Origin of the sequence: Gymnodinialimonas ulvae (assembly GCF_037543845.1) — a bacterium.
GTDB lineage: Bacteria > Pseudomonadota > Alphaproteobacteria > Rhodobacterales > Rhodobacteraceae > Gymnodinialimonas > Gymnodinialimonas ulvae.
Map to the genome: position 1 here is coordinate 1,071,160 of NZ_JBBIFX010000001.1, position 22,388 is coordinate 1,093,547.

General features: G+C 65.3%; 22 protein-coding genes and 1 tRNA gene. 6 read left to right on the plus strand and 17 right to left on the minus strand.

Going from position 1 to position 22,388, the window contains the following annotated elements:
• The first annotated feature begins 16 nt into the window (after positions 1 to 16).
• Positions 17 to 90 (plus strand) — tRNA-Gly (locus tag V8J83_RS05035).
• Here V8J83_RS05035 and gph read toward each other — a convergent pair.
• On the minus strand, positions 57 to 740 hold the full coding sequence (gene gph, locus V8J83_RS05040) for a phosphoglycolate phosphatase (protein ID WP_339984098.1): 684 nt from the start codon (positions 738 to 740) through the stop codon (positions 57 to 59). The two genes, V8J83_RS05035 and gph, sit on opposite strands and share 34 nt — an antisense overlap.
• A gap of 36 nt (positions 741 to 776) precedes the next feature.
• Here gph and V8J83_RS05045 point away from each other — a divergent pair, with 36 nt between their 5' ends.
• Both V8J83_RS05045 and V8J83_RS05050 read left to right on the plus strand, forming a co-directional pair.
• Complete coding sequence (locus V8J83_RS05045) at positions 777 to 1,277, plus strand: acyl-CoA thioesterase (RefSeq protein ID WP_339984100.1); 501 nt, start codon at positions 777 to 779, stop codon at positions 1,275 to 1,277.
• A 192-nt stretch (positions 1,278 to 1,469) separates the two neighbouring features.
• Positions 1,470 to 1,958, plus strand: a complete 489-nt coding sequence (locus V8J83_RS05050; protein ID WP_339984102.1) for a hypothetical protein — start codon at positions 1,470 to 1,472, stop codon at positions 1,956 to 1,958.
• A 27-nt stretch (positions 1,959 to 1,985) separates the two neighbouring features.
• Here V8J83_RS05050 and pgi read toward each other — a convergent pair whose 3' ends face one another.
• From pgi to V8J83_RS05090, 8 genes are all read right to left on the minus strand, one after another.
• Positions 1,986 to 3,599, minus strand: coding sequence for a glucose-6-phosphate isomerase (gene pgi, locus V8J83_RS05055; protein ID WP_339984104.1), 1,614 nt, complete (start codon positions 3,597 to 3,599; stop codon positions 1,986 to 1,988).
• Positions 3,600 to 3,604: 5 nt separating this feature from the next.
• Positions 3,605 to 4,276 carry a 6-phosphogluconolactonase gene (gene pgl / locus V8J83_RS05060; RefSeq protein WP_339984106.1) on the minus strand — a complete coding sequence of 224 codons (672 nt, stop codon included), beginning with the start codon at positions 4,274 to 4,276 and terminating at the stop codon, positions 3,605 to 3,607.
• Positions 4,273 to 5,718 carry a glucose-6-phosphate dehydrogenase gene (zwf, locus tag V8J83_RS05065; protein WP_339984108.1) on the minus strand — a complete coding sequence of 482 codons (1,446 nt, stop codon included), beginning with the start codon at positions 5,716 to 5,718 and terminating at the stop codon, positions 4,273 to 4,275. Before zwf ends, pgl begins: the two co-directional genes overlap by 4 nt.
• A 161-nt stretch (positions 5,719 to 5,879) precedes the next feature.
• A complete protein-coding gene (locus V8J83_RS05070; protein ID WP_339984110.1) occupies positions 5,880 to 7,091 on the minus strand; it encodes a reductive dehalogenase domain-containing protein in 1,212 nt (403 codons plus the stop codon).
• 63 nt (positions 7,092 to 7,154) lie between these two features.
• Positions 7,155 to 8,117: an agmatinase gene (gene speB, locus V8J83_RS05075; RefSeq protein WP_339984112.1), complete on the minus strand. Its 963-nt coding sequence runs from the start codon at positions 8,115 to 8,117 to the stop codon at positions 7,155 to 7,157.
• Between the two features lie 105 nt (positions 8,118 to 8,222).
• The gene (locus tag V8J83_RS05080; RefSeq protein WP_339985994.1) at positions 8,223 to 8,807 is read right to left on the minus strand and encodes an HNH endonuclease; all 585 of its coding nucleotides are present in this window, start codon (positions 8,805 to 8,807) and stop codon (positions 8,223 to 8,225) included.
• 189 nt (positions 8,808 to 8,996) lie between these two features.
• Complete coding sequence (locus V8J83_RS05085; protein WP_339984114.1) at positions 8,997 to 9,659, minus strand: alpha/beta hydrolase; 663 nt, start codon at positions 9,657 to 9,659, stop codon at positions 8,997 to 8,999.
• A gap of 1 nt (position 9,660) precedes the next feature.
• Positions 9,661 to 10,266, minus strand: a complete 606-nt coding sequence (locus V8J83_RS05090; RefSeq protein ID WP_339985996.1) for a DNA-3-methyladenine glycosylase family protein — start codon at positions 10,264 to 10,266, stop codon at positions 9,661 to 9,663.
• Between the two features lie 123 nt (positions 10,267 to 10,389).
• On the opposite strand from V8J83_RS05090, the gene V8J83_RS05095 reads away from it, so the two are divergent.
• A complete protein-coding gene (locus V8J83_RS05095) occupies positions 10,390 to 11,622 on the plus strand; it encodes an MFS transporter (RefSeq protein WP_339985998.1) in 1,233 nt (410 codons plus the stop codon).
• A 49-nt stretch (positions 11,623 to 11,671) separates the two neighbouring features.
• Here V8J83_RS05095 and V8J83_RS05100 read toward each other — a convergent pair whose 3' ends face one another.
• From V8J83_RS05100 to cysS, 5 genes are all read right to left on the minus strand, one after another.
• A complete protein-coding gene (locus V8J83_RS05100) occupies positions 11,672 to 12,415 on the minus strand; it encodes a squalene/phytoene synthase family protein (RefSeq protein WP_339984116.1) in 744 nt (247 codons plus the stop codon).
• A complete protein-coding gene (locus V8J83_RS05105; protein WP_339984118.1) occupies positions 12,412 to 13,137 on the minus strand; it encodes a class I SAM-dependent methyltransferase in 726 nt (241 codons plus the stop codon). Before V8J83_RS05105 ends, V8J83_RS05100 begins: the two co-directional genes overlap by 4 nt.
• Complete coding sequence (locus V8J83_RS05110) at positions 13,134 to 13,640, minus strand: hypothetical protein (RefSeq protein WP_339984120.1); 507 nt, start codon at positions 13,638 to 13,640, stop codon at positions 13,134 to 13,136. The genes V8J83_RS05105 and V8J83_RS05110 overlap by 4 nt, the downstream gene beginning before the upstream one ends.
• Positions 13,637 to 15,253: a citramalate synthase gene (cimA, locus tag V8J83_RS05115; RefSeq protein WP_339984122.1), complete on the minus strand. Its 1,617-nt coding sequence runs from the start codon at positions 15,251 to 15,253 to the stop codon at positions 13,637 to 13,639. Before cimA ends, V8J83_RS05110 begins: the two co-directional genes overlap by 4 nt.
• Positions 15,254 to 15,533: 280 nt before the next feature.
• Positions 15,534 to 16,898 carry a cysteine--tRNA ligase gene (cysS, locus tag V8J83_RS05120; RefSeq protein WP_339984124.1) on the minus strand — a complete coding sequence of 455 codons (1,365 nt, stop codon included), beginning with the start codon at positions 16,896 to 16,898 and terminating at the stop codon, positions 15,534 to 15,536.
• A 225-nt stretch (positions 16,899 to 17,123) separates the two neighbouring features.
• Here cysS and V8J83_RS05125 point away from each other — a divergent pair, with 225 nt between their 5' ends.
• Together V8J83_RS05125 and V8J83_RS05130 are read left to right on the plus strand one after the other, a co-directional pair.
• Complete coding sequence (locus V8J83_RS05125; RefSeq protein ID WP_339984126.1) at positions 17,124 to 17,462, plus strand: MmcQ/YjbR family DNA-binding protein; 339 nt, start codon at positions 17,124 to 17,126, stop codon at positions 17,460 to 17,462.
• Positions 17,463 to 17,666: 204 nt separating this feature from the next.
• Positions 17,667 to 18,860, plus strand: coding sequence for a pyridoxal phosphate-dependent aminotransferase (locus tag V8J83_RS05130; RefSeq protein ID WP_339984128.1), 1,194 nt, complete (start codon positions 17,667 to 17,669; stop codon positions 18,858 to 18,860).
• A gap of 33 nt (positions 18,861 to 18,893) precedes the next feature.
• On the opposite strand, the gene V8J83_RS05135 is transcribed toward V8J83_RS05130, so the two are convergent.
• From V8J83_RS05135 to edd, 3 genes are all read right to left on the minus strand, one after another.
• On the minus strand, positions 18,894 to 19,490 hold the full coding sequence (locus tag V8J83_RS05135) for an outer membrane protein (protein ID WP_339984129.1): 597 nt from the start codon (positions 19,488 to 19,490) through the stop codon (positions 18,894 to 18,896).
• A 205-nt stretch (positions 19,491 to 19,695) separates the two neighbouring features.
• Complete coding sequence (eda, locus tag V8J83_RS05140) at positions 19,696 to 20,334, minus strand: bifunctional 4-hydroxy-2-oxoglutarate aldolase/2-dehydro-3-deoxy-phosphogluconate aldolase (RefSeq protein WP_339984130.1); 639 nt, start codon at positions 20,332 to 20,334, stop codon at positions 19,696 to 19,698.
• Positions 20,335 to 20,562: 228 nt separating this feature from the next.
• Positions 20,563 to 22,368, minus strand: a complete 1,806-nt coding sequence (gene edd, locus V8J83_RS05145) for a phosphogluconate dehydratase (protein ID WP_339984132.1) — start codon at positions 22,366 to 22,368, stop codon at positions 20,563 to 20,565.
• Positions 22,369 to 22,388 lie beyond the last annotated feature (20 nt).

The following is a 22,388-nucleotide window of genomic DNA, read 5'->3' on the forward strand; positions in this document are numbered from 1 at the left end:
AACACGTGCGTCAGCGGCGGGTATGGTGAAAAGGTATCACGAAAGCTTCCCAAGCTTCAGTTACGGGTTCGATTCCCGTTACCCGCTCCAACACATCCCAACACCGCCTCCGCCAGACCCGGCATCTCGTACCAATGGTCGAACGCGCCCGCGTGGGGCAGCGCGTCCAACGGTGCCTTGCGGTAGCCGGGCGTGAAGATCAACGTGGGCACCCCGGCACGATCCCCGGTTTGCGCATCGACCTCGCTGTCGCCCACGAACAACGCGGGCCCTTCGCCCAACGCCTGCACCGCCGCGTGCAAGGGCGCGGGGTCGGGCTTGCGCACGGGCAGGCTGTCGCCGCCGTACATCGCCGCGAAAAATCCCGTCAGCTCGAAATGCGCCAGAACCGCGCGCGTCGGGGCGATCGGCTTGTTGGTGCAAATCCCCAGCGCATGGCCCGCATCGCGCAACGCGCCCAAGGCCGCGACAACGCCGGGATAGACCTCCGTGCGGTGCACCGCCCCCTCATAGGCGTCCAGAAATCGCGCCAGAAGCCCCGCATGCGTCCGCTCGGGCAGGCCCCGCGCGATCCGCATCCGCTCCACGAACACCCCCGCGCCCGAGCCCACATATTCGCGCGCCTCCGCCACCTCCATGGGGGCCGCGCCGGTGCCCTCAAGCGCCAGATTGCCCGCAAGGCAAATGTCCGGCGCACTGTCGAGAAGCGTGCCATCCAGATCGAATACGATACGTGCCATCTTGCCCCTTCCGCAGGCTCCCGCCACACTCACACCATGGCCAATCTGCCCTATCACACGCCCCTCGGGCCCGACAATCTGCGCGGCTTGGGCATTCCTGCGCCCTGGACCTTCGGCCTCGCCGACCGGGTCCGGTTTGGTGAACTCGACGCCATCGGCCACGTCAATCACACCGCCTACCTGCGCTGGTTCGAAAGCTTCCGCCTGCCGTTCCTGAAGGCGCGGCAGGTCACGGATTACGGCCCCAATAGCCCGCGATTGGTCCTCAAACAGGTCGAATGCACCTATCTCGCCGAGATGGGGCTGGGGCACGATTACGTCGTCACGGGCCGGGTCAGCCGGTTTCGCAATACGTCCTTCACGATGGAATTCGCCGTCTGGCTGCCGCAAGGCCCGGCCCGGGACGTCGCGCAGGAAATGGCGCGCGGATCATGCATCGTGGTCCTGCTCAACCGCGACGCGCCGGGCCGATACCCCATCCCCGAGGCCGGGCGCACCGCCTTTATGCGCGATGACACCGCCACGCCCGACGGCTAGCCGCGCGCCCGAAGACTTCCGGAATCCCGTAGTGTTGCCAGCCGACCCGTGGCGTTAACCTGATCGCATCCGCAACAATGGCGCGTTTTTTTGGCGCAGATCAGACCATGTTGCGGCATTTGCGACCGTCCTTTTTGTCACGACGGTCATCACAAGACCATTTGAACCCATTCAATTTCGAAGGTGACCCCCATGACCAGATCCTCTGCAAAACCCACCCTGTCGCGCGCCGCGCTCTGCATCGCGACCGCGCTTTTCGCGGCGCCCGCTTCGGCCAATTTCGTCGGCGTCAGCCTGTGCAATGATGCGAATTCGTCGACCTTCGGCACCGTGCTGCACATCGTCGATGGCGGCGCGCGTTACACGATCGCGCCGGGCCAGGCGGGATTGACCCCTAACATCATCATGAACGAACGGGCCGCGATCCAATGGGTCAGCGCCTCGGGCCTGTTTCCCCAAGGCACCGTCTTCGGCAATTATTCCGGCTACGTCTGCGGCATGCAGCGCGGCACCGACACACCCACGAGGGACGAGCCCACGCGCGTCTCGTCGCCGCGCGACCGCCTTGCCTCCGACCCGTCGCTGAGAAGCTCCGAGGTGACGGAGCGGGGGGCGGAACCTCCGGCAAGCGGCACCGGCGAATGCGTCAGCTGTGACGGTCTCGGAAGCCTGTTCGACTGAGGCAAGAGCCGATCGCGCGGGCGTGGACTACCCCGCCTGCGCGGTCCGGACCGCCGCCACCAGCGCCAGGGTCGAGCCATCCTTGCCCGCCCCGTCCGACGCCCCGGTCAAAACCGGCTCCAGCGCTATGGCCAGCTCCTTGCCCAGTTCCACACCCCATTGGTCGAAGGAATTCAGCCCAAGGATCACCCCTTCTACGAACACACGATGCTCGTAGAGGGCGATGATCTGTCCAAGGGTAAACGGCGTTAACTGATCATAGAGCAGCGTTGTGGAAGGCCGGTTTCCCGCAAAGACGCGATGCGCGGCCTGTCGCTCCAACTCTGCCCCGCTCAGGCCCTTCTCGGCCATCATTGCGCGGGCCTCGTCCATCGACCGGCCCCGCATCAGCGCTTCTGATTGCGCCAGGCAATTGGCCACCAGAAGCCGGTGGTGATGCGTCAGATCGGGCTCATGGCCCCGCGCGGCCACGAGGAATTCGCAAGGGATAACGCGCGTGCCCTGATGGATCAGTTGATAGAACGCATGCTGCCCGTTGGTGCCCGGCTCACCCCACACAACCGGCCCCGAGTGGCGCGGCAGGGGGCTTCCGTCCATGGCGACGGATTTGCCGTTGCTCTCCATTTCCAGCTGCTGAAGGTAGGCCGGCAGTCGGCTGAGCCGATTGTCATACGGCAGCACGGCGCGGGTGGCAAAGCCCTGCACCTGATTGTGCCAAATCCCCACCAGCGCCAGCAGGATCGGCAGGTTGTCGGCCAGATCGGCCTCCCGGAAATGGCGGTCCATCGCGTAGCCACCGGCCAGGAATTGCGCGAACGCGTCGTGCCCCACGGCGATCATGATCCCGAGGCCGATCGGCCCCCAAAGCGAATAGCGCCCGCCAACCCAATCCTCGAACCCGAAGACGCGATCCGCGGGGATGCCGAAGGCGCCCGCCTTGGCCTCAGCCGAGCTGAGGGCAGCAAACTGCGTGGCCGGGTCGGCGACCGCCTTGGCCATCCAATCGCGTGCGGTCTGCGCGTTGGTCATGGTCTCGATCGTGGTGAAGGTCTTGGAGGCCACAACAACCAAAGTTGTTTTTGGATCAAGCCCTTGCAAGGCGTCGTTGATGTCAGCGCCATCAACATTCGACACATAATGCAGCCGCGGCCCGTCGTGATACGGTGCCAGCGCCAGCGTCGCCATCGCGGGCCCAAGATCGGATCCACCGATGCCAATGTTGACAACATCCGTGAACCGCCCGCCCGCGCCCGCAAACGCCCCGCTGCGCACGGCTTCGGCGAAGGCAAGACACCGCGCGCGGGTTTCAAGCACCTCGGGCATGACATCCGTACCGTCGACCTTGATCGGTCCGGTTTCGGCGCGCAGGGCGGTGTGCAAAACGGCGCGCCCTTCGGTCTCGTTTATGGCGGCCCCGGCAAACATTTCCTCGCGGCGGGTCTCGACCCGGCGCGTGCGCGCCAGCTCCAGCAACAGTGACCGCGCGCCGTCGTCGATCTGGGTCTTGGAATAATCCAGCAGCAGCCCATCGGCCGAGGCTTGAAACGCCGCCGCCCGGTTCGGTCTGTCGAACAGATCGAGGATCCTGCGCCCCGCGTGGTCCGCGTGATGTGCCGACAATTCCGCCCAGATATCGCTCATGTTCGCTACTCCGCCCAATGCACGTTGGCGCCCTGCAACACGGCCGCGATGGGCGCGTCCTGCGGGTCAAGATGGCGCGCGCGTTCAATCGCCTCGCGCTTTTCGGTCCCGGTGATCACGATATGTTTGCTGAGCGCGCCATTCAGAACCGGCGCACTCAGCGTGATGCGCGGCTCGCCCGCGCCCTCGGCCCGCATCGGCATCAGGCGCGGCGCATCCGCCGCCAGCGCCGCCGTCAGGTTATCGGCGCCGGGAAACAGCGACGCGGTATGCATGTCCGCGCCCATTCCCAACAGCAGAACCGAGATCGGCAAATGCCCGTCGAGGCCTTGGCCAAGTTCTTCCATCGCGTCTTCGGCGGCCACACCTGTCTTGAAGAGCGGGATCAACGTCGCCTCGGACGCCTTTGAAACCAATAACCTTTTGCGCAGCATCGCGGTGTTTGACCGGGGGCTGTCTTCCTCCACCCAGCGCTCGTCGTTGAGCACCACCGACACCCTGTCCCAATCCAGCGCCTGCTCGCTCATCACGTCGAAAATCGGCCCCGGGGTTGAGCCGCCGGGCACGCAGAACGTCGCCGTGTCGTGGCGTCGCAAGGCATCGGCCAACTCGCCCGTCAGCGTATCGGCCAAGTCGAGCATCATCATCTCGCGGTCGGGATATTCAATGAAGGTCACGTCAGATCCCTCCACCGCCGCCCATCGCGGTGCATCAGCATCAGCGCCTCTTCCGGCCCGCTGGACCCCGCATCATAGCCTGCCGGTTTGTCGCGCCGCTCGGTCCAGCCCTCGATAATCGGATCGGTCCAGGCCCAGGCCGCCTCGACCTCATCGCCGCGCATGAACAATGTCTGATTGCCACGGATCACGTCCATGATCAGCCGCTCGTAGGCATCGGGCACGTTTTCTGCATCGGGCCCCAGCGCCTCGGCAAAGGTCATGTCGAGCGGCACGTCGACAAGCCGCATGCCGCCCGGCCCCGGCTCCTTGATCGTCACGCTCAGATCAATCCCTTCATCGGGTTGCAGCCGGATCGACAAAATGTTTGCGCGCTGTCCGGCATCCTCGTCGAAGATCGAATGCGGCGTGTCCTTGAACGTCACCACGATCTCGGATTTGCGCGCCTTCATCCGCTTGCCCGTGCGCAGGTAGAACGGCGTCCCGTTCCAACGCCAATTGGCGATCTCAAGCTTCATCGCGATGTAGCTTTCGGTGCGGCTGTCCGGCGTTTCGGCATCCTCGACATAAGACGGGCCGTCGTTGCCGTTGTACTGCCCGCGCACGATGTCGGCGGGGGCCACGGGTTGCAGGGCGCGGATCACCTTCAGCTTCTCGTCGCGCACGGCGTCGGGCTCGAACTTGTTGGGCGGCTCCATCGCGGTCAGGCACAGAAGCTGCATCAAATGGTTCTGCACCATGTCCCGCATCGCGCCGGATTTGTCGTAATAGGCCCCGCGTCCACCGACGCCGACGCCCTCGGCCACGGTGATTTGCACGTGGTCGACATATTGCGCGTTCCACAACGGCTCGAACAACACATTGCCGAACCGGATCGCCATCAGGTTCTGCACCGTTTCCTTGCCCAGATAATGGTCGATCCGGTAAATCTGCGTCTCGTCGAAATGCTGCGCCAGTGTCGCGTTCAGCGCCTTGGCCGAGCCCAGGTCGCGCCCGAACGGCTTTTCCACGACGATCCGCGCGTCGCTGCGCGCAATGCCATTTGTGTGCAACCGTTCGGCCAGCGCGCCAAAAAGGCTCGGGCCAACCGAAAAGTAGAACGCCTGCGTGACGCCATCGCGCATCTTTGTCTTCAACTCGGGCCAACCGCCCTCACCCATCGCGTCAATCGGCAGGTAATCAAGGCGCTCCAGAAAGGCGTCCACCTGATCGTCGCATTCCTCGGCGCGCAGGAATTCCTTGAACGCCGCGCGGATCTCGGCGCGGTAGCCATCAGCGTCCAGTTCGGAGCGGGCAGCCCCGATGATGCGCGCCTCTTCGGGCATCTGCCCATCGCGGTAACGGCGGTAGAGCGCCGGCAAAATCTTGCGGCGGGCCAGATCACCCGTGCCGCCAAAAATCACCAGATCAAACGGATCGACCGGAATGACGCGCGAGACCATGCTGTGTCCTCTCGAAACTTGGGCAACGCGGGCCGTTCAGTCACGTCTCGGGCCGTTCAACCGCTCGCGTTAGCGCTAACATCGCCTCTCTATCCGAAGCCTGTGGGCAAAGTCTATCAATTCAATGCAAGGAACAAGCACTTGCGCGCAGAGGTCGCGCTTTAGCCGCCGATCCGCGCCCACCATGCCTTCGGGCGCAGTCGCGGTCGCGCACGCCGTGCCGCCCACCGCCGCGCCAGGTATCGCCCCCATGCGCCCGCGCGCCCGGCGGCCAGCGCGTACCAGACCCGCCCCGCGATTCCGCCCGGCGGCGCGGTGAACGGACACACCCGCATGCAAATCGCGCAATCGCTTTTCAGCTTCGCCCAATAGCCAAAACACGCCTCCGCATTCGACGACCATTTCTTCACCCCGCGCAGGGTCGAGGGCGATCCGCGCGCGACCTCCTCCCCGAAATCAGGCGCCCCAAACGGCAGCGCCTTGACCGGGCAGGCCGCCGCGCAGACGTCGCAGCCCTCGCAATAGCCCTTCAGGCCCAGATCGCGCGGGGCGTCGACGGCCAGCGGCAGATCGGTGAAGATCTTGGAAAACCGCACCCGTGGCCCAAACTCCGGCGTCAGCACCATCTGATTGCGCCCATATTCGCCAAGCCCCGCCTTGATCGCATAGGGAATGACCAGCGCAGTGTCATTCATGCTGGCCACTGCGTTGAAGCCGAGGTTGCGGATATAGGCCGCGACCTGCATCGCAATCGCGGCCTCATGGGAATATTCGCGCCCCGTCGCCGCCCCCGCCAGCGCGCTTGGATAGGTCTCGACCAGATCCGCATCCATCGCGTGCCCCATCACGATCACATGGCTCAGCCCCTCGGGCACATCGTCGCGCACTGGCGCCATCGTGCGCGTGTCGGGCCGCTCGGAATAATGCCAGCGCGCGTCGCGGTGGGTGATGCCGATCAGGTCCGCCCCGAACAGCTTGGCGATGGCCTTGATCTCGCGGGCCTCCGTGTCGGGCGGCCCGATCTCGGCGCGGTCGGGGGCCACAGGTGTGTCATCACGGATCGCGCCCTGGAACCCTTCGCGGAGCCCCTCGGCCGCGCTGCGTTCGCTTATGACATCGCTGATCAGCCAGGCCGCATTCCTGAGGGCGAAATCTTTCTGCGTGAACCCGTCGCCCCGGCGCGGCGCGGCCTCCATCCGGTAGGAGGCGAAAAAGGCCTCGGTGTCGGGCGATTTGACGGACGGGTCCCAGAACGCGCGCGTGAAGACGTCGTTCATCTGGCTGAAACGTGCGAAGTCGTCGGTGATCTCGAAGCCTGCCGCGCGGTCGGTCTCGGCCAGATGCCCGGGCAAGCGGTGACTGGGATCGCTCATGGAAGAGATCGAAAGGATATACCAAGGATATACCGGATATATACCGGATCTATATGGCCTGTTTCAGCCATCGGGCTGCATCGCGCAGAGCATCTCGAACATCACCGATGCCCCCAGCCACGCGGTGATCCCGCCCGTGTCAAACGGCGGCGCGACCTCCACCAGATCGGCCCCGATCAGGTTCAGCCCGCGCAGCGCCCGCACGCATTGGATGGCTTGATACGACGTCGGTCCCCCCACCTCCGGCGTGCCGGTGCCCGGCGCGAAGGCGGGGTCGATGAAATCGATGTCGAAGCTGGCATATGTTGGCCCGTCGCCCACCACTTCGCGCGCGACCTGAAGGGTCGATTGCCAGCCCCGCTCCATGCATTCCTCGATCGGAATGATCCGCACACCCCGGTCGTGGCCGTATTGAAAATCCTCGTTATTATAAGAGGTTCCGCGCATTCCGATCATCACGGTACGGGTCGGATCAAGGCAGCCTTCCTCGATCCCCTGCCGGAACGGATTGCCGTGGGTCAGGGTCTTTCCGCCGAAATAGGCCGGGTAGAGATCGGTGTGGCTGTCGAGCAGGATCAACCCGAAAGGTGCCCCCCGCGCGGCACGCAATTCACGCAAGACCGCCAGCGTACACAGGTGATCGCCCCCCACCATGAAGGGCCGGATGTCCTGGCCCAGAAGCTCGGCCACGAAGCTCTGCGCCGCGTCCAGCGCCTGATCCTGATCGACCGGGCTCATCGCGATATCGCCCAGATCGGCGACGCGCGCGGCCTTGAACGGTTCCTGCCCGGTATGGCGGTTCATCTCGCGGATCATCGTCGACGCATCCCTGAGCCCCCGCGGCCCATGCCGCGCGCCGGGCCGGTTCGACGTGGCCCCGTCCCAAGGCATGCCGAAAAGGCCGATGTCGACCTCGGCGCGGCGGGGGTGGTCGGGGGGCAGATAGGGCAGCCGCATGAAGCTTGGGACGCCCGCATAGCGCGGCAGGTCGGTGCCGGCGGGCGGCTGGAAGAACGGATCGGACATGGGGGCACCTCGCTCGGATGGACGGGGGCAGGCTAGCGGCGGGGCCAATTGGGGGCCAGCCCCCAAACCCCCGAGGTATTTGGAAAGCAAAGAAAGCGCGCGCGCTCAGGCTTCGAGTTCGGAATCCCAATAGAGGAAATCCATCCAGCTTTCGTGCAGGTAATTGGGGGGAAACTTGCGGCCCCGGTTGCGCAATTCCTCGGCGCCGGGCTGCCGTGGCGGTTGGCGCAAGGACAGGCCCGAATGCTTCAGGCTGCGCGAGCCCTTGCGCAGGTTGCACCGCGAGCAGGCGGCCACGACATTTTCCCAGCTCGTCACACCGCCCTTGGCGCGGGGCACAACGTGATCGAAGGTCAGATCGCCCTTTCCGCCGCAATACTGGCAGCTGAATTCATCGCGCAGGAACAGGTTGAAGCGGGTGAAGGCCACGCGTTTTTGCGGCTTCACGTAATCCTTGAGCACCACGACCGACGGGATCTTGATCGCGGTCGAGGGGGAATGGACGTAATCCTCATATTCCGCGACGATCTGCACCCGCTCGAGCCAGACCGCCTTGACCGCTTCCTGCCAGGGCCAGAGCGACAGGGGGTAATAGCTGAGCGGGCGGTAATCGGCGTTCAGGACCAGCGCGGGGTTATGGCGCAGCGCGCCCGGTGCGCGCACAAAATTGGTTCGGAAATCCGCGTCTATGTTGTCCGGGGTCGTCGCCTGCATGGATTGAGTCCCTCACCACCCTGTCTGCCCAACCTGGCACCAGAGCGGGAGCCCCCGCCCCTGCCTTTCAGCCACTATATCTAGGTGAAGCCATCCGGCAAGAAAAATAGATACAGTGCCTGTGTCGCAGGGGTACACTTCGAGCGCGACAGTTTCGTGACGCGCTCAACCCGGCAGCTTTTCGCGCAGAAACGCCAATGCCACGCTCAATCCGTCGGGCGCGATGCCGTGCCCGGTGCCCTTCATAATATGGGCGTAGACCTCTTCCCACCCGGCGGTTTGGAGGCCGTCGGCGGCCTCCGGCAGGCTTTGCGGCGGCACGACCTCATCGGCATCGCCGTGGATCAGAAGGACCGGCGGGCGCACGAGCACTTCGTCCACGAGCGTCTCCGGCTCGAGTAAACGGCCCGAAAAGCCCACGACGGCGGCGAACGCGTCGGCCCGGCGCGGGGCGACATGCAGGCTGATCATGGTGCCCTGACTGAAACCAACGAGCGCCGTTTCGGCGGCTGTGACTCCATTCTCGGCCATCACCTGATCGAGGAAGCCGTTGAGATCATGCACCGCGCGCTCCATGCCTTCGGCGGCGACCTCTTCCGAGGATCCGTCGATCCAAGGGATTGGAAACCATTGAAATCCCATCGGATTCATCACCGAGCGTTCCGGCGCATCGGGGGCGACGAACACCGTGTCGGGCAGGTGTTCGGCCAGCGGATCGGCCAGCCCCAGAAGGTCCGACCCATCCGCACCATAGCCGTGCAGGAAGATCACCAGGCTTTTCGTGTCGCCCGAATGCGAGCCCTTTGTCTTGTAGTCCAGCGTTCGCATCTCAGATCGCCCCTTCGCGTTTGGTCTGCGTGCGGTAGTAGGCCCAGAGCGCACGCGCGGCAATGGCCCGGACGGGCTGCCAGGCTTCGGCCATGGCGCGCATGTCGCGTTCGGTGGGACGCTCAGCGAGGTCGAAGAGAAGCTTCGCGCCTTCCTGAAGGGCGAGATCACCGGCGGCGAAGACGTCCCGGTGCCCGAGAGCGAATTTGGCGTAGATCTCCGCCGTCCAGCGCCCGATGCCGGGCACCGCGGTCAGGGTCGTGATGACGTCATCGGTTTGGGCCGTGCGCAGGGCGGCGTAGTCGATCCGGGCGCTGGCGAGCGCGCGGGCATAGCGGACCTTGGGTCGCGACAATCCGCAGGCGCGCAATGCCTCCTCGGAGGCCGCCCGCACGGCCTCCTCCTCGCAGAGGCGGGCCTGTTCCAGACGCGCCCAGATCGCAGCGGCGGAGGCGGTGGAGACCTGTTGACCGACGATGGCCTGCAGAAGCGCGCCGAAGCCGTCCGGACGAAGACGCAAGGGTAATGGCGCCGGAATAATAGAGAATTTCGGCTCTAGCTGCAGCAGGATGGCCCGACCAGCGGCGACATCAGCGTCAGTGTCGATGCGGCTGGGGCAGAATGCGCGTGTCTCGCGTGTCGATTGCAAAACGGATCCTCCGGCCCGCGCCACGAAGCTGTGACAAGCGGTCTATGGACCGCACTGACCAAACCCTATACCGCTTCGGCCATGGCCGACACTACAGATACCGCCCCGCTTCATGACGACACCCGCGCACGTCGCAATGTGGTGGTGTTGGTGCTGGCGCAAGCCTTTCTCGGCGCGCAGATGCCGATGATTTTCGTAGTCGGTGGCCTTGCGGGGTTGATGATCGCGCCGTCGCCTGCGCTGGCGACGATCCCGATCTCTTTGATCGTGTTCGGGTCGATGACAACGGCGCCATGGCTGTCGGCCCTGATGCAGCACTACGGACGGACGACGGGGTTCTACATCGGGGCGGCGGGCGGTGGACTTGGGGCTGCCGTTTCGGCTTATGGGCTTTGGATCGACAGTTTTCCAATCTTCCTGCTTGGCTCGTACTTTACCGGTATCTATATGAGCGCGCAGGGTTTTTACCGATTTGCCGCGACCGATGCGGCCTCGGATGACTACAAGCCCAAGGCGATTTCCTACGTCATGGCGGGCGGTCTTTTGTCTGCTTTGGTGGGGCCGCAATTGGTTAAGGCGACGTCTGAGGCGACGGTGATCCCGTTTCTGGGGACCTATGCGGCGGTGATTGTGCTGAATGCCGCGGGCGCGCTTTTGTTCGCGTTTCTCGACCTGCCCAAGGCGGCGCCGCTGGCGGCGGATGCGCCGCGGGGGCGGAGCCGGGCGGAATTGCTGCGCGACCCGAAAATCGTGGTGGCGATGATCTGCGGCGCGGTGACCTATTCGTTGATGAACCTGATGATGACCTCGACGCCGCTGGCGGTCGTGGGCTGCGGCTTTACGACGGGAAATGCGGCCGATGTGGTCTCGGCCCATGTGATCGCGATGTTCGCACCGTCGTTTTTCACAGGCCACCTGATCGCCCGGTTCGGCGCCACGAAAATCGTCGCGATTGGCCTTGTTTTACTGGGCGCCGCGGGAGTTGTGGCGATGACCGGTGTGGAGCTGTTTCAGTTCTTCTCCGCGCTGATCCTGTTGGGCGTGGGTTGGAATTTCGGCTTCATCGGGGCGACCGCGATGCTGACCCAATCGCACAGCCCAGAAGAGCGCGGAACAGTGCAGGGGATGAACGATTTCGTGGTGTTTGGCTGCGTGACGATTGCGTCGCTGAGCTCGGGCGTGTTGATGCATTCGGGTGGCACGGACGTGGTCGCGGGCTGGACCAGCGTGCAGATGGCGATGGCGCCGTTCCTGGTTCTTGCGGGCGCCGCGTTGATCTATCTGGCCATGAAACCCGCGCCCCGCATGGTCTGAGACCGCGTTCGGCGGACCGGGATTGCGTCCGGCGGACCAGGTTGTGCGGCTAGAGACGGCGGAGCGTCGCGGCACGGATCAGGGCCCATCGCTCGGCCAATGGGCTGCCTTCGAGACGGCCCTCGGCGACGGCCATCGGGTCGCGCGCGGCGCGGATCAGGATGGAGCGCGCACCGGCGGCCTCGAACAGGACAGGCGCGGCGGGACCCGACGGCAGGCGGCGCGGCAGATCGGCCAATGCATTGCGCGCGAGCGTCGCGATGGCGGCGGGGCGGCCATCGACGAGCGGCATACGGCCCCGCACCTCCAGCTCGGGCACGGCGCACAGATAGCGGGCGAGCGCATTGGCGCGCCCGATGGCCTTGGTAGTTGCGTCCGGCCTGCCGCCAAGGGCGCGGCAGCCAGCCTCGATCAGGGCCGATCCGGTGCGGTCGAGATATTCATCAAAATGCGCCGCATCCTCGAACGCGTCCTTATAGATGTCCCAGCGCCGCGCGGCGACGAGTTGGTCGAGCCGCGCCGCGCCGTCGGCATCAAGAAACCCGAGCGCATCGACGACCTCATGCCGCCTGCCCTTGCCAAGCGCCACTTCTTCGAGCGCGTCGCGCCACCATTGCAGGCGCATCTCGGCGATCATCGGCTCTTCGGTGAGCCAGGGGGCGCGGCTGACCTCGATGTTGAAGGCGTAGAGCGGCAGCAGGATCTCACGCGCGGCCAAGGGGGCGGCCATCGCGGCGCGGAACCGGCGCGGATCGCCGCGCGCGACCAGATCGGCGCAGGCCTGAACACTCATGTCCGGGGCTTGACCACCGACAGCAGATAGCCGGTTTCGTCTTTGTGTTTGCGCCAGGCCTCGATCTCGGCGGCGGCTTCGTCGAGGGCGGCGATCATCGGCGCGTCGGCACCGCGGCGCAGCTTGGCGATGCGGTCCTCCATCGGGCGGTAATAGCTTTCCCAGGCGATGTCGGAGATCACGCGGGTGGCGATTTGGTCATATCCAGCCTTGTCGATCTGCGCCGCGATGCCCTCGGCATTGGTCAGGCGCGCGTAGCCCTCCCACATGGCGATGGCACCCTTGGAGGGCGTGTCGGTGAACAGGCAGGGCTCGGAAAAGGCGATCGCGCCACCGTCGGCCAGCGCGTCGCGCCAACCGGTCAGGGCGGCCTCGATGCCGACGAAATAGACCGCGCCTGCGCACCAGATGAAGTCGAACGGACCCTCGGGCGAGAGGTAATCGCCGGTCAGGAGCGTGACGCGCGCGTCCTTGCCCCAGCGCGCCTCAGCCGCCTCGATGAAGCCCGCATGCAGGTCGATGGCGGTGACGTGGCCGCGCGAGGCGACCCGCAACAACGCGCCGATATCGCCGCCGGGCCCGCAGGCCGCGTCAAGTACCTGCGCGCGGGACGTGACCTCGGCCACCTGCGCGGCCCAGGCGACATCGGCGGTTTCGCCGGGGCCTTCGCGGGGCAGATCGGCGTGGATCGTGAAGAAGCTTTCGGGGTCGAAATCGCTCATGGCAGGGTCCTACAAATGTCATGCATGACTGGCAACGGCGGGCTTGTCCATGCACGGGGGGCGTCGCCGGGGGGATCGCCGGTGGCGTCGATCAACGCATCCTTGAGCGCCGCGACCTCCTGCGTCAGGTAGGGCGCGTCATAGCGTTGCGTGGCCTGCCCCGGCGTGGCCAGCGCAAGGCTCACCGGGCCAAGGATGTCGCCGGCGCAGGCGTCGGGCGCGGGCGGCGGGGGCAGATCGGCCAGCCCCGTGCGCAGGGTCGCGGCCATGGCGGGAAACGCGGTGGGCGGCAGGGTGACGAGGCGCGATTGCAAGGCATCTGCGGCGGCCGGAGGCGGCACCGTGACGACAAGCGCGGTGGCATCGGCGCCAAAAATCGCCACCTCGGTCGATTGATCGGGCGCGGCCACCGACAGGCAGATCAGCGCGCGCGCGTCGGGGGTTTGCGCGATGGCGATCGCGGGTGAGAGGGCGAGAGTGGCCACCGCCAGCGCGCGGATCATGGCGCGGCGCCTTCGTGGATCAGCTTCCAGGTCACCGCATCGAGCAACGCCTCAAAGCTGGCGTCCACAATGTTGGCCGAGACACCGACGGTGGACCAGCGGCGTCCGGTGCTGTCTTCGCTGTCGATGATGACGCGGGTGACGGCTTCGGTGCCGCCCTGGGTGATGCGGACCTTGAAGTCGACGAGACGGATGTCGTCGATGTACTTCTGGTACGGTCCGAGGTCCTTGGCGAGCGCCTTCGACAATGCGTTGACGGGGCCGCGGTCGGAGCCGGTTTCGTCCATCGACTCGGAGACGGAGAGTTTCTTGTCGTTGCCGATTTTGACGACGACGACGGCCTCGGAGAGGCTTACCATCTGATCGCGTTTGTTTTTGCGGCGCTCGACGGTCACCTTGTAGCGTTTGACCTCGAAGAAGTTGGGCAGGAGGCCAAGGGCGCGTCGGGCGAGCAATTCGAAAGAGGCCTGCGCGGTGTCGAAGCTGTAGCCCTGATCCTCGCGCGCCTTGATCTCATCGAGAATGGCGGGCAGCGCGGGGTTGTCGCGGGCGACATCGAGCCCGGCCTCGGTCAGCCGTTTGCGCAGGTTCGATTGCCCGGCCTGATTGGACATCGGGATGATGCGCTCGTTGCCGACAAGGCCCGGGTCGATATGCTCGTAGGTGGCGGGGTTCTTGACGATGGCGCTGGCGTGCAGGCCCGCCTTGTGCGCGAAGGCCGACGCGCCGACATAGGGGGCCTGCCGGAAGGGCACGCGGTTGAGAATGTCGTCGAGCATGCGCGAGGTGCGGGTCAGGTTTTCGAGCTCTTCTCCTGGAATGCCGGTGGCGAAGGTGCTGGCGTAGGGTTCTTTTACGAGAAGCGTCGGGATCAGCGTGGTCAGGTTGGCATTGCCGCAGCGCTCGCCAAGCCCGTTGAGCGTGCCCTGGATCTGCCGCGCGCCCGCATCGACGGCGGCCAGCGATCCGGCGACGGCGGTTTCCGTGTCGTTATGGGTGTGGATGCCGAGATGCGTGCCTGGGATTCCGGACGCGATGACGGCGGTGGTGATGGCGTGGATTTCGTGCGGGAGGGTGCCGCCATTGGTGTCGCAGAGCACGACCCAGCGCGCGCCCGCGTCATGGGCGGCGTGCACGCAGCGGATCGCGTAGTCGGGGTTGGCCTTGTAGCCGTCGAAGAAATGCTCGGCATCGAAGAGCGCCTCGCGGCCCTGCGCCACGAGATGGGCGATGGAGGCGGCGATGTTGTCGACGTTTTCATCGAGGGTGATACCGAGGGCGTCGGTGACGTGGAAATCGTGGGATTTGCCGACGAGGCAGACGGTGCCGGTGCCCGCGTTCAGGACGGCGGCGAGGACGTCGTCGTTTTCCGCCGAGCGGCCCACGCGTTTGGTCATGCCGAAGGCGGTCATCTTGGCGCGGGTCGCCGGGGCGGCGTCGAAAAACGCGCTGTCGGTGGGGTTCGCGCCGGGCCAACCGCCTTCGATATAGTCGAGCCCGAGGGCATCGAGGGCCTGGGCGATGCGGATCTTTTCGGGGGTCGAGAATTGCACGCCCTGCGTCTGCTGGCCGTCGCGGAGCGTGGTGTCGTAGAGGTAGAGGCGGTCGGTCATGGGCGGGCGCCTTTGCAGGGTTGCAAGGTTGCAACCGAAAGCAAGCCATTGGAAAAGATAGACATTTCCGTTTTTGTTAACGTGATTTTAACCGGGAGAGCGGGGTTTCGGCCCGCCGTTCGGCTCCGACCATCGCTTGGCCGACCGGGTCGCTTGCGGCCCGGTTTGCGCCCGACCCGCCCCCCGTCGCCGTCGTCGCTCGGACCAATGGCGCAACGAAGGCGACCGGGCGCAAGCGCCCACCCTGCGTGCCGGGCGCGAACCTCTGTTTCGCTATGCATCAGAGGTCCTCCAGCTTGGTGCGGTCGAAGTTGGGGCCGGGCAGCAGCTCAACACCCGCTTTCGACATGCGGACTTCGACACCGGCCTCGAGCAGAGTTTGTTTTAGGGCATCGACTTTGGAGAAATCCTTGTCATGCATTGCGCGGTTCCGCAGATTGGACAGCCGACGTGTAAACTCTGACATGTCTGTTCCATCTGGTTCGGCCCATGATGGTATCCCGTTATCCAGAAACCCAAAAATCCGCAGCGATGCGCGAAGCTTTGGGACATCATGGGCATGCGAAAGCTGGTGGATTTCGGCAATCGCCTGAGGTGTATTCAAATCGTCGGCCAAAGCGTTTTCGACACCGACATACGCTGTATCGTTGTCCAACGCACGCGAGGCTTGCGCATACCACTTCCGGAGCGTCTTCTCTGCCTCCGCCACCTTCTTCTCCGTCCAATCCATCGGCTTGGAATAATGCGTGGACAGCATCACGAAGCGGATCACCTCGCCCGGGACACCCTGATCGAGCAGATCCCGCACCGTGAAGAAATTGCCCAGGCTCTTGGACATCTTCTTGCCCTCGACCTGCAGCATCTCGTTGTGCATCCAGATGCGCGCGAAGGCGTGGCCGGCGGCGCAGGATTGGGCAACCTCGTTTTCGTGGTGCGGAAAGAGCAAATCCGCGCCGCCGCCGTGAATGTCGAATTCTTCGCCCAAGATCGCGTGGCTCATGGCGGAGCATTCGATGTGCCAGCCGGGACGGCCCCTGCCCCACGGTGACGGCCAACCGGGGATGTCGTCCGCGGAGGGTTTCCACAACACGAAATCCATCGGGTCCTCTTTGTAGGGCGCGACCTCGACGCGGGCGCCTGCGATCATGTCGTCGACGGAGCGGCCCGAAAGCTTGCCATACGCCTCGTAGGCGCGGACGCGAAACAGGACGTGGCCGTCGCGGGCATAGGCCATGTCGCGGGCGATCAGGTCTTCGATGAGCGTGACCATCTCGCCGATATAGGCGGTGGCGCGGGGCATGTGATTGGGCTCCAGCACACCCAAAGCGGCCATGTCATCAAGATACCATTGCGCGGTCTCGGCGGTAATGTCGGCGATGGGGCGACCGGTCTCGACGGCGCGCGCGTTGATCTTGTCATCCACGTCGGTGAAATTGCGCACGAAAGTGACGTTGTCGGCCCCGTATTCGTTGCACAGAAGGCGGTAGAGTTGGTCAAACACCACCGCCGAGCGCGCATTGCCGATATGGGCGCGGTCGTACACGGTCGGCCCGCACAGATACATCGACACCTTGCCGGGCGTGACGGTCGGCTCCAACGGCTCGACGCGGCGGGTTTTGGAGTTCTTGAGGCGGATATCGGCCATGGCTGAGGCTTTCGGAGGGTGGGCTTTCGACAAGCAAGTTTCGAGGCACGGGATCGGCCTAGCAGCTTGGGAATGTGTTGAAAACCACGACTGACCGGCCCGCTGGACTTAGCGGATAATGCAGGACCCGGTACATGGTGCATGGGCGATCATGTGGCCGGGATACCACGGCACACGGTGTGCAAACAAGTCGCAGATCATTTCAGATGCAAAATTTACTGTCAGATGTATTTTACACCCATGCGGGAACTCTTCGTAGATCGATACTGCGGTGCCCTGCTCGACACGGAACGCACGACGCCATTTGGCGAAGACACGGTGGTTTGGACGGTACGGGGGCATATGTTTGCGGCCTACGCGGTGGGCGGCGACGGTGTGTCCGTGCGACTTGCCGGTAAGATCGCCGCGCAGCAAATGGTCGGACAGGGACGCGCGAAATCTCCTCCGTATTTGCGCGGAGAGGGTTGGGTGTCATTTCCGTGGGACACGCCGCTCGATGAACTGCGCGGTCGGATCAACAAGAGCTATCGGTTGGTTCTAAAGGATGGCAACGCGGTGCATTGACCGGCGGGCTCTGGCACCGCCATTTTACGGAAACCGGAAGGGTACCTGTTGCGGTGTACTGGCCTTTGCGTGGGCTGTCGGCATGGGCCGCCTGACGCGTGAATTTTGCATTTTCAGGGAACAAAGATGGGGGGTTGCGCCGGAATTCCGAGCGTGTCCTTTTGCGACAGAGGTCAGCGTTTGAGCGCAGGAGAGCGGGTCGCCATGCCAGATTTATCGCAGCGGATCACCGGCCTGACGCCGGGTGGAGATGACGGGTGGGGCCTGTTTTACGAGGCGCGGGCGCGCAAGGCTGCGGGTGAGCCGATCCTGGAGCTGACCATCGGGGAGCATGATGTCGGAACGGATCCTGCGATCCTGGACGAGATGGCGCGCGCGGCCCGGGCCGGGCACACGGGCTATGCGTCGGTGCCGGGGATCGCGCCGTTGCGCGCGGCGGTGGCGGAGCGGCTGAGCGCGGCCAGCGGTGTGGCGCATGGGGCGGAGAATGTATTGATCACGCCGGGCGGCCAGTCGGGTCTTTTTGCGGCGCATCATGCGGCCTGCGGTGAGGGTGACGCGGCGCTTTTGATCGACCCCTATTATGCCACCTACCCCGGCACGATCCGGGGTGTCGGTGCGGTGCCTGTTCCGGTGGCCGCGCGGCCCGAGGACGGGTTTCAGCCGCGCGCCGAGGATTTGGCGGCGGCGGCGGCGCGGAGTGGTGCACGTAGCCTGTTGATCAATTCGCCGAACAATCCGACGGGTGCGGTTTATGGGGAGGCCACGTTGGAGGGCATCGCGCAGGTCGCAAAGGCCCATGACCTGTGGGTGATTTCGGACGAGGTTTACGACAGTCAGGTGTGGGACGGGTGGCATCGGCCCTTTGCGGGGGTCGAGGGCATGTTCGCGCGCACATTGACGGTTGGGTCGTTGTCGAAGAGCCATGCGATGACGGGCTCGCGTTTGGGTTGGATCGCGGGGCCGGAGGCGGTGATTGCGCATCTGGTGAATCTTGCGACGCACACGACCTATGGCGTGCCGGGCTATATTCAGGAGGCGGGGTTGTTTGCGCTTCGGCGGGGCGCGGCGGCAGAGCGGGCGGTGGCAGAGCCGTTCCGGCGGCGGCGCGACATGGTGCTGGCGCGGTTGGAGCGGCAGCAGGCGCTGCGGGTGATCCCACCGGCGGGGGCGATGTATGTGATGCTGGACGTGCGGGCCACGGGGATGAGCGGACAGGCCTTTGGCGCGGGGTTGCTGGCCGAAGAGCGCGTGGCGATCATGCCGGGCGAAAGCTTTGGCGCGGCGGCGGCGGGGCATATCCGGGTGGCGCTGACGCTGCCGGATGACCAGTTCGGCGAGGCGTTGGATCGGCTGTTCGGCTATGCGGTGCGGCAAATGGAAAAGGCCCGCGCGTGATGCACGGGCCTGTCCAGTCAATGTGTCGTCGGATCAGAAGCGGAAGGCCGCGTTGATGCCGAAGGTGGTGGCGGAGACGTCAACGTCGGTGCCATCGAAATCGTCAAACTCGTGCTGCAGCACTTCCGCACCGATGGTGACGGTGTCGGTGACGAGGTAGTCGATGCCTGCGCCGAAGAAATAGCCGTCGCCTTCCAGCTCACCAGCGGAGGTGTCGGCCTCCGCATAGGCGTAGCCAGCGGTGCCGTAGATCAACGCGGGGCCAGCATCGAAGCCGCCTTCCACACCGATGCGGTAGACCGCGTCGAGAGAGCCGTCGAGCGTGTCGTCGAGATCGATGTCAGCGGCGTTGAGGTCGATCTCGGCGCCGATGACGAAATCGCCCAGGTCGTAGCGGTAGCCGCCGAACACGCCGTAGAGCGCGCCGGTGCCTTCGCCGGCGAGCGGGCCTTCGCCTTCGACATCGCCATATTCAATCTGTGCACCGCCGTAGAAGCCGGACCAGTCATAGCCGATCGGGGCTGCGGGGGCGATGGGGGCCGGAGCGGGGGCCGCCGGCTCGGTGAAGCCGCCTGCGGTGGCCGCGAAGGGGGCGAGTGCGAGCGTGCCTGCGAGAACTGCATATTTCATTTCTTCGGATCCTTTGTTCCGTATCGTTTCCGTGTCGTATGCGATGGACCCGTTCGTGCGGGTCCAATCGTATCTCCGGACGACCAACGCAGCCGCGCTGCGCTGGTTCCAAGACGACACATAAGAACTCGGGTTTCGAATGCACCTCACGAAGGCGTGCGCGGAGTGCGGGCGGCCAAAAGCTGCCGAAACGCGACGGAAGCTATCAGCGGAGCTTTGCCGCGTCCGATGCCAATCGGGTGATTTCCGCCCAATCGCCCTTGTCGACCGCCGCCTTGGGCGCGACCCACGAGCCGCCCGCGCAGAGCACGTTGGGCAGGGCGAGGTAATCTTTCGCATTGGCGGGCGAGACGCCGCCGGTGGGGCAGAAGGCGACCTGCGGGATGGGCGCGCCGATGGCCTTGAGTGCGGCCGCGCCACCATTGGCATCGGCGGGGAAAAACTTCAGCATATCATAGCCTTGCTCGTAGAGCGCCATGACCTCGGTGGCGGTGGCGGCCCCTGGCAGAAGCGGCAATTCGTTGGAAATGCAGGCCTCGATCAGCTTCGGGGTGGCACCCGGCGAGACGCCGAATGTGGCGCCTGCGGCCTTGGCTTGTTCGACACACCACGGGGTCAACAGCGTGCCCGCGCCGACCATGCCGCCGTCCACGGAGGCCATTTCGCGGATCACGTCGAGTGCCGCCTCGGTGCGCAGGGTGACTTCGAGCGCGGGCAAGCCCCCCTTGATCAGGGCCTCTGCCAGCGGGGCCGCCTTGGCCGCATCCTCCACGACGAGAACGGGGATGATCGGGGCGAGGCCTGCGATACGGCGGGCTTCGTTGGATTGGGCTTGGGGCATCATGGCGGTTGGGTCTTTCTTTTTTGGGTTTGCGCCCGCTTGCGCGGTCGCCGGGCTCAGATTTTTGAGAAAAATCTGGGTGCGGGCGGCGCGGTTTGCGCCCTTTGGGCCGAGGGGCGCGCGGGATGGAAGGGTTGGAGCCTCCGGCGGGAGTATTTTTGAAACAAGGAAGACGGGGGCGCAAGTCGAAGGGCGCGGCGCGCCGGGGATGGCTCCGCGCAGGGGGATGGATCAGACCACGACGCCTGCCCCGGCGGTGGCGGGCCCTGCGGTCTGGCGGAAGATCTCGAACATTTCGCGCCCTACCCCATGGGCATTGGCCGACAGGTCGGGTTGCGCCGCGGGGCGGTCGGCGACGCCATCGGTGAGCACGTTGAGCGTGCCTGCCCTGGCATCGACACGGACCAGATCGCCGTCGGCGAGTTTGCCGATGAGGCCGCCGTCGAGTGCTTCGGGGGCCACGTGGATCGCGGCGGGGACCTTGCCCGACGCGCCGGACATGCGGCCATCGGTGACGAGCGCGACCTTGTGGCCCCTGCCCTGCAGCACCGACAGGATCGGAGTGAGGTTGTGCAGCTCGGGCATGCCGTTGGCCTTGGGCCCCTGGAACCGGACGACGACGATGACGTCACGGTTCAAATCGCCTTTCTGGAAGGCGGTCTTGACGTCGGCCTGGGAGTGGAAGATCGCGGCGGGCGCTTCGATGACGTGGCGCTCGGGATCGACGGCGGAGACCTTCATGACGCCGAGGCCGAGATTGCCGGAGAGCTCCTTGAGCCCGCCGCTGGCCTGAAACGGATCGGCGGGCGCGCGCAGGATCTTTTCGTTGAGGCTCTCGGTCGGGCCATCGCGCCAGGCGACGGCGCCATCCTTGAGCACCGGTTCCTGCCGGTAGAGGTCGAGGCCATCGCCGGCGGCGGTTTTCACGTCCCCATGCATCAGGCCCGCGTCGAGCAATTGGCCGATCATGTATTGCAGACCGCCCGCGGCGTGGAAGTGGTTCACATCGGCCAGGCCGTTGGGGTAGACCCGCGCCATCAGGGGCGTGGCATCGGATATGTCGTTGAAATCGCGGCATTCGAGGATCACGCCCGCCGCGCGGGCCATGGCGATGAGGTGGATGACGAGGTTGGTGGACCCGCCCGTTGCCATCAGGCCCACAAGGCCGTTCACGAAGGCCTTTTCGTCGAGGATGTCGGCGACGGGGGTGAATTCGTTGCCCAGACCGGTGATCTGCGCGGCGCGTTCGGTGGCGGCCACTGTCAACGCCTCGCGCAAGGGCGTGCCGGGGTTCACGAAGGAGGCGCCGGGCATGTGCAGGCCCATGAACTCCATCAACATCTGGTTGGAATTGGCGGTGCCGTAGAAGGTGCAGGTGCCGGGGCCGTGGTAGGAGGCCATTTCGGCCTTCATCAGCTCGTCCCGGCCCACTTCACCGGCGGCGAATTGTTGGCGCACGCGGGCTTTTTCGTCGTTGGGCAGGCCGGAGACCATAGGCCCGGCGGGCACAAAGAGGCCGGGCAGGTATCCGAAGGTGGCGGCCGCGATAACGAGGCCCGGCACGATCTTGTCGCACACACCGAGATAGAGCGCGGCGTCGAAGGTGTTGTGCGAGAGGGCGACACCGGCGGCGAGCGCGATGACGTCGCGGGAGAAGAGCGACAGTTCCATGCCGACCTGCCCTTGGGTGACGCCGTCGCACATGGCCGGCACGCCGCCTGCGACCTGCGCGGTGGCGCCGGATTTGCGGGCGGCGTCCTTGATGAGGTCGGGGTAATCCTTGAACGGTTGATGTGCGGAGAGCATGTCGTTGTAGGCGGTGACGATGCCGATGTTGGGCGCGCGGGCATCGACCAGCGCGTCCTTGTCGGCGCCCATGGCGGCGTAGGCGTGGGCCTGGTTGCCGCAGGTGAGATGCGCGCGGCGCGGACCATCCTCGGCCAGTTGGCGCATGCGGTCGAGATAGGGCTCGCGCGTCGGACGGGAACGTTCGATGATGCGGTCGGTGACAGCGGCGATGCGGGCGTCGAGGGGCATATGCAGGCTCTTGTGGCTGA

Coding starts and splice junctions, on each gene's coding strand:
- gph (WP_339984098.1), bottom strand. CDS start 740: ATGGCACGTATCGTATTCGATCTGGATGGCACGCTTCTCGACAGTGCG.
- V8J83_RS05045 (WP_339984100.1), top strand. CDS start 777: ATGGCCAATCTGCCCTATCACACGCCCCTCGGGCCCGACAATCTGCGC.
- V8J83_RS05050 (WP_339984102.1), top strand. CDS start 1,470: ATGACCAGATCCTCTGCAAAACCCACCCTGTCGCGCGCCGCGCTCTGC.
- pgi (WP_339984104.1), bottom strand. CDS start 3,599: ATGAGCGATATCTGGGCGGAATTGTCGGCACATCACGCGGACCACGCG.
- zwf (WP_339984108.1), bottom strand. CDS start 5,718: ATGGTCTCGCGCGTCATTCCGGTCGATCCGTTTGATCTGGTGATTTTT.
- V8J83_RS05070 (WP_339984110.1), bottom strand. CDS start 7,091: ATGAGCGATCCCAGTCACCGCTTGCCCGGGCATCTGGCCGAGACCGAC.
- speB (WP_339984112.1), bottom strand. CDS start 8,117: ATGTCCGATCCGTTCTTCCAGCCGCCCGCCGGCACCGACCTGCCGCGC.
- V8J83_RS05085 (WP_339984114.1), bottom strand. CDS start 9,659: ATGCGAACGCTGGACTACAAGACAAAGGGCTCGCATTCGGGCGACACG.
- V8J83_RS05095 (WP_339985998.1), top strand. CDS start 10,390: ATGGCCGACACTACAGATACCGCCCCGCTTCATGACGACACCCGCGCA.
- V8J83_RS05100 (WP_339984116.1), bottom strand. CDS start 12,415: ATGAGTGTTCAGGCCTGCGCCGATCTGGTCGCGCGCGGCGATCCGCGC.
- V8J83_RS05105 (WP_339984118.1), bottom strand. CDS start 13,137: ATGAGCGATTTCGACCCCGAAAGCTTCTTCACGATCCACGCCGATCTG.
- V8J83_RS05110 (WP_339984120.1), bottom strand. CDS start 13,640: ATGATCCGCGCGCTGGCGGTGGCCACTCTCGCCCTCTCACCCGCGATC.
- cimA (WP_339984122.1), bottom strand. CDS start 15,253: ATGACCGACCGCCTCTACCTCTACGACACCACGCTCCGCGACGGCCAG.
- cysS (WP_339984124.1), bottom strand. CDS start 16,898: ATGGCCGATATCCGCCTCAAGAACTCCAAAACCCGCCGCGTCGAGCCG.
- V8J83_RS05125 (WP_339984126.1), top strand. CDS start 17,124: ATGTATTTTACACCCATGCGGGAACTCTTCGTAGATCGATACTGCGGT.
- V8J83_RS05130 (WP_339984128.1), top strand. CDS start 17,667: ATGCCAGATTTATCGCAGCGGATCACCGGCCTGACGCCGGGTGGAGAT.
- V8J83_RS05135 (WP_339984129.1), bottom strand. CDS start 19,490: ATGAAATATGCAGTTCTCGCAGGCACGCTCGCACTCGCCCCCTTCGCG.
- eda (WP_339984130.1), bottom strand. CDS start 20,334: ATGATGCCCCAAGCCCAATCCAACGAAGCCCGCCGTATCGCAGGCCTC.
- edd (WP_339984132.1), bottom strand. CDS start 22,368: ATGCCCCTCGACGCCCGCATCGCCGCTGTCACCGACCGCATCATCGAA.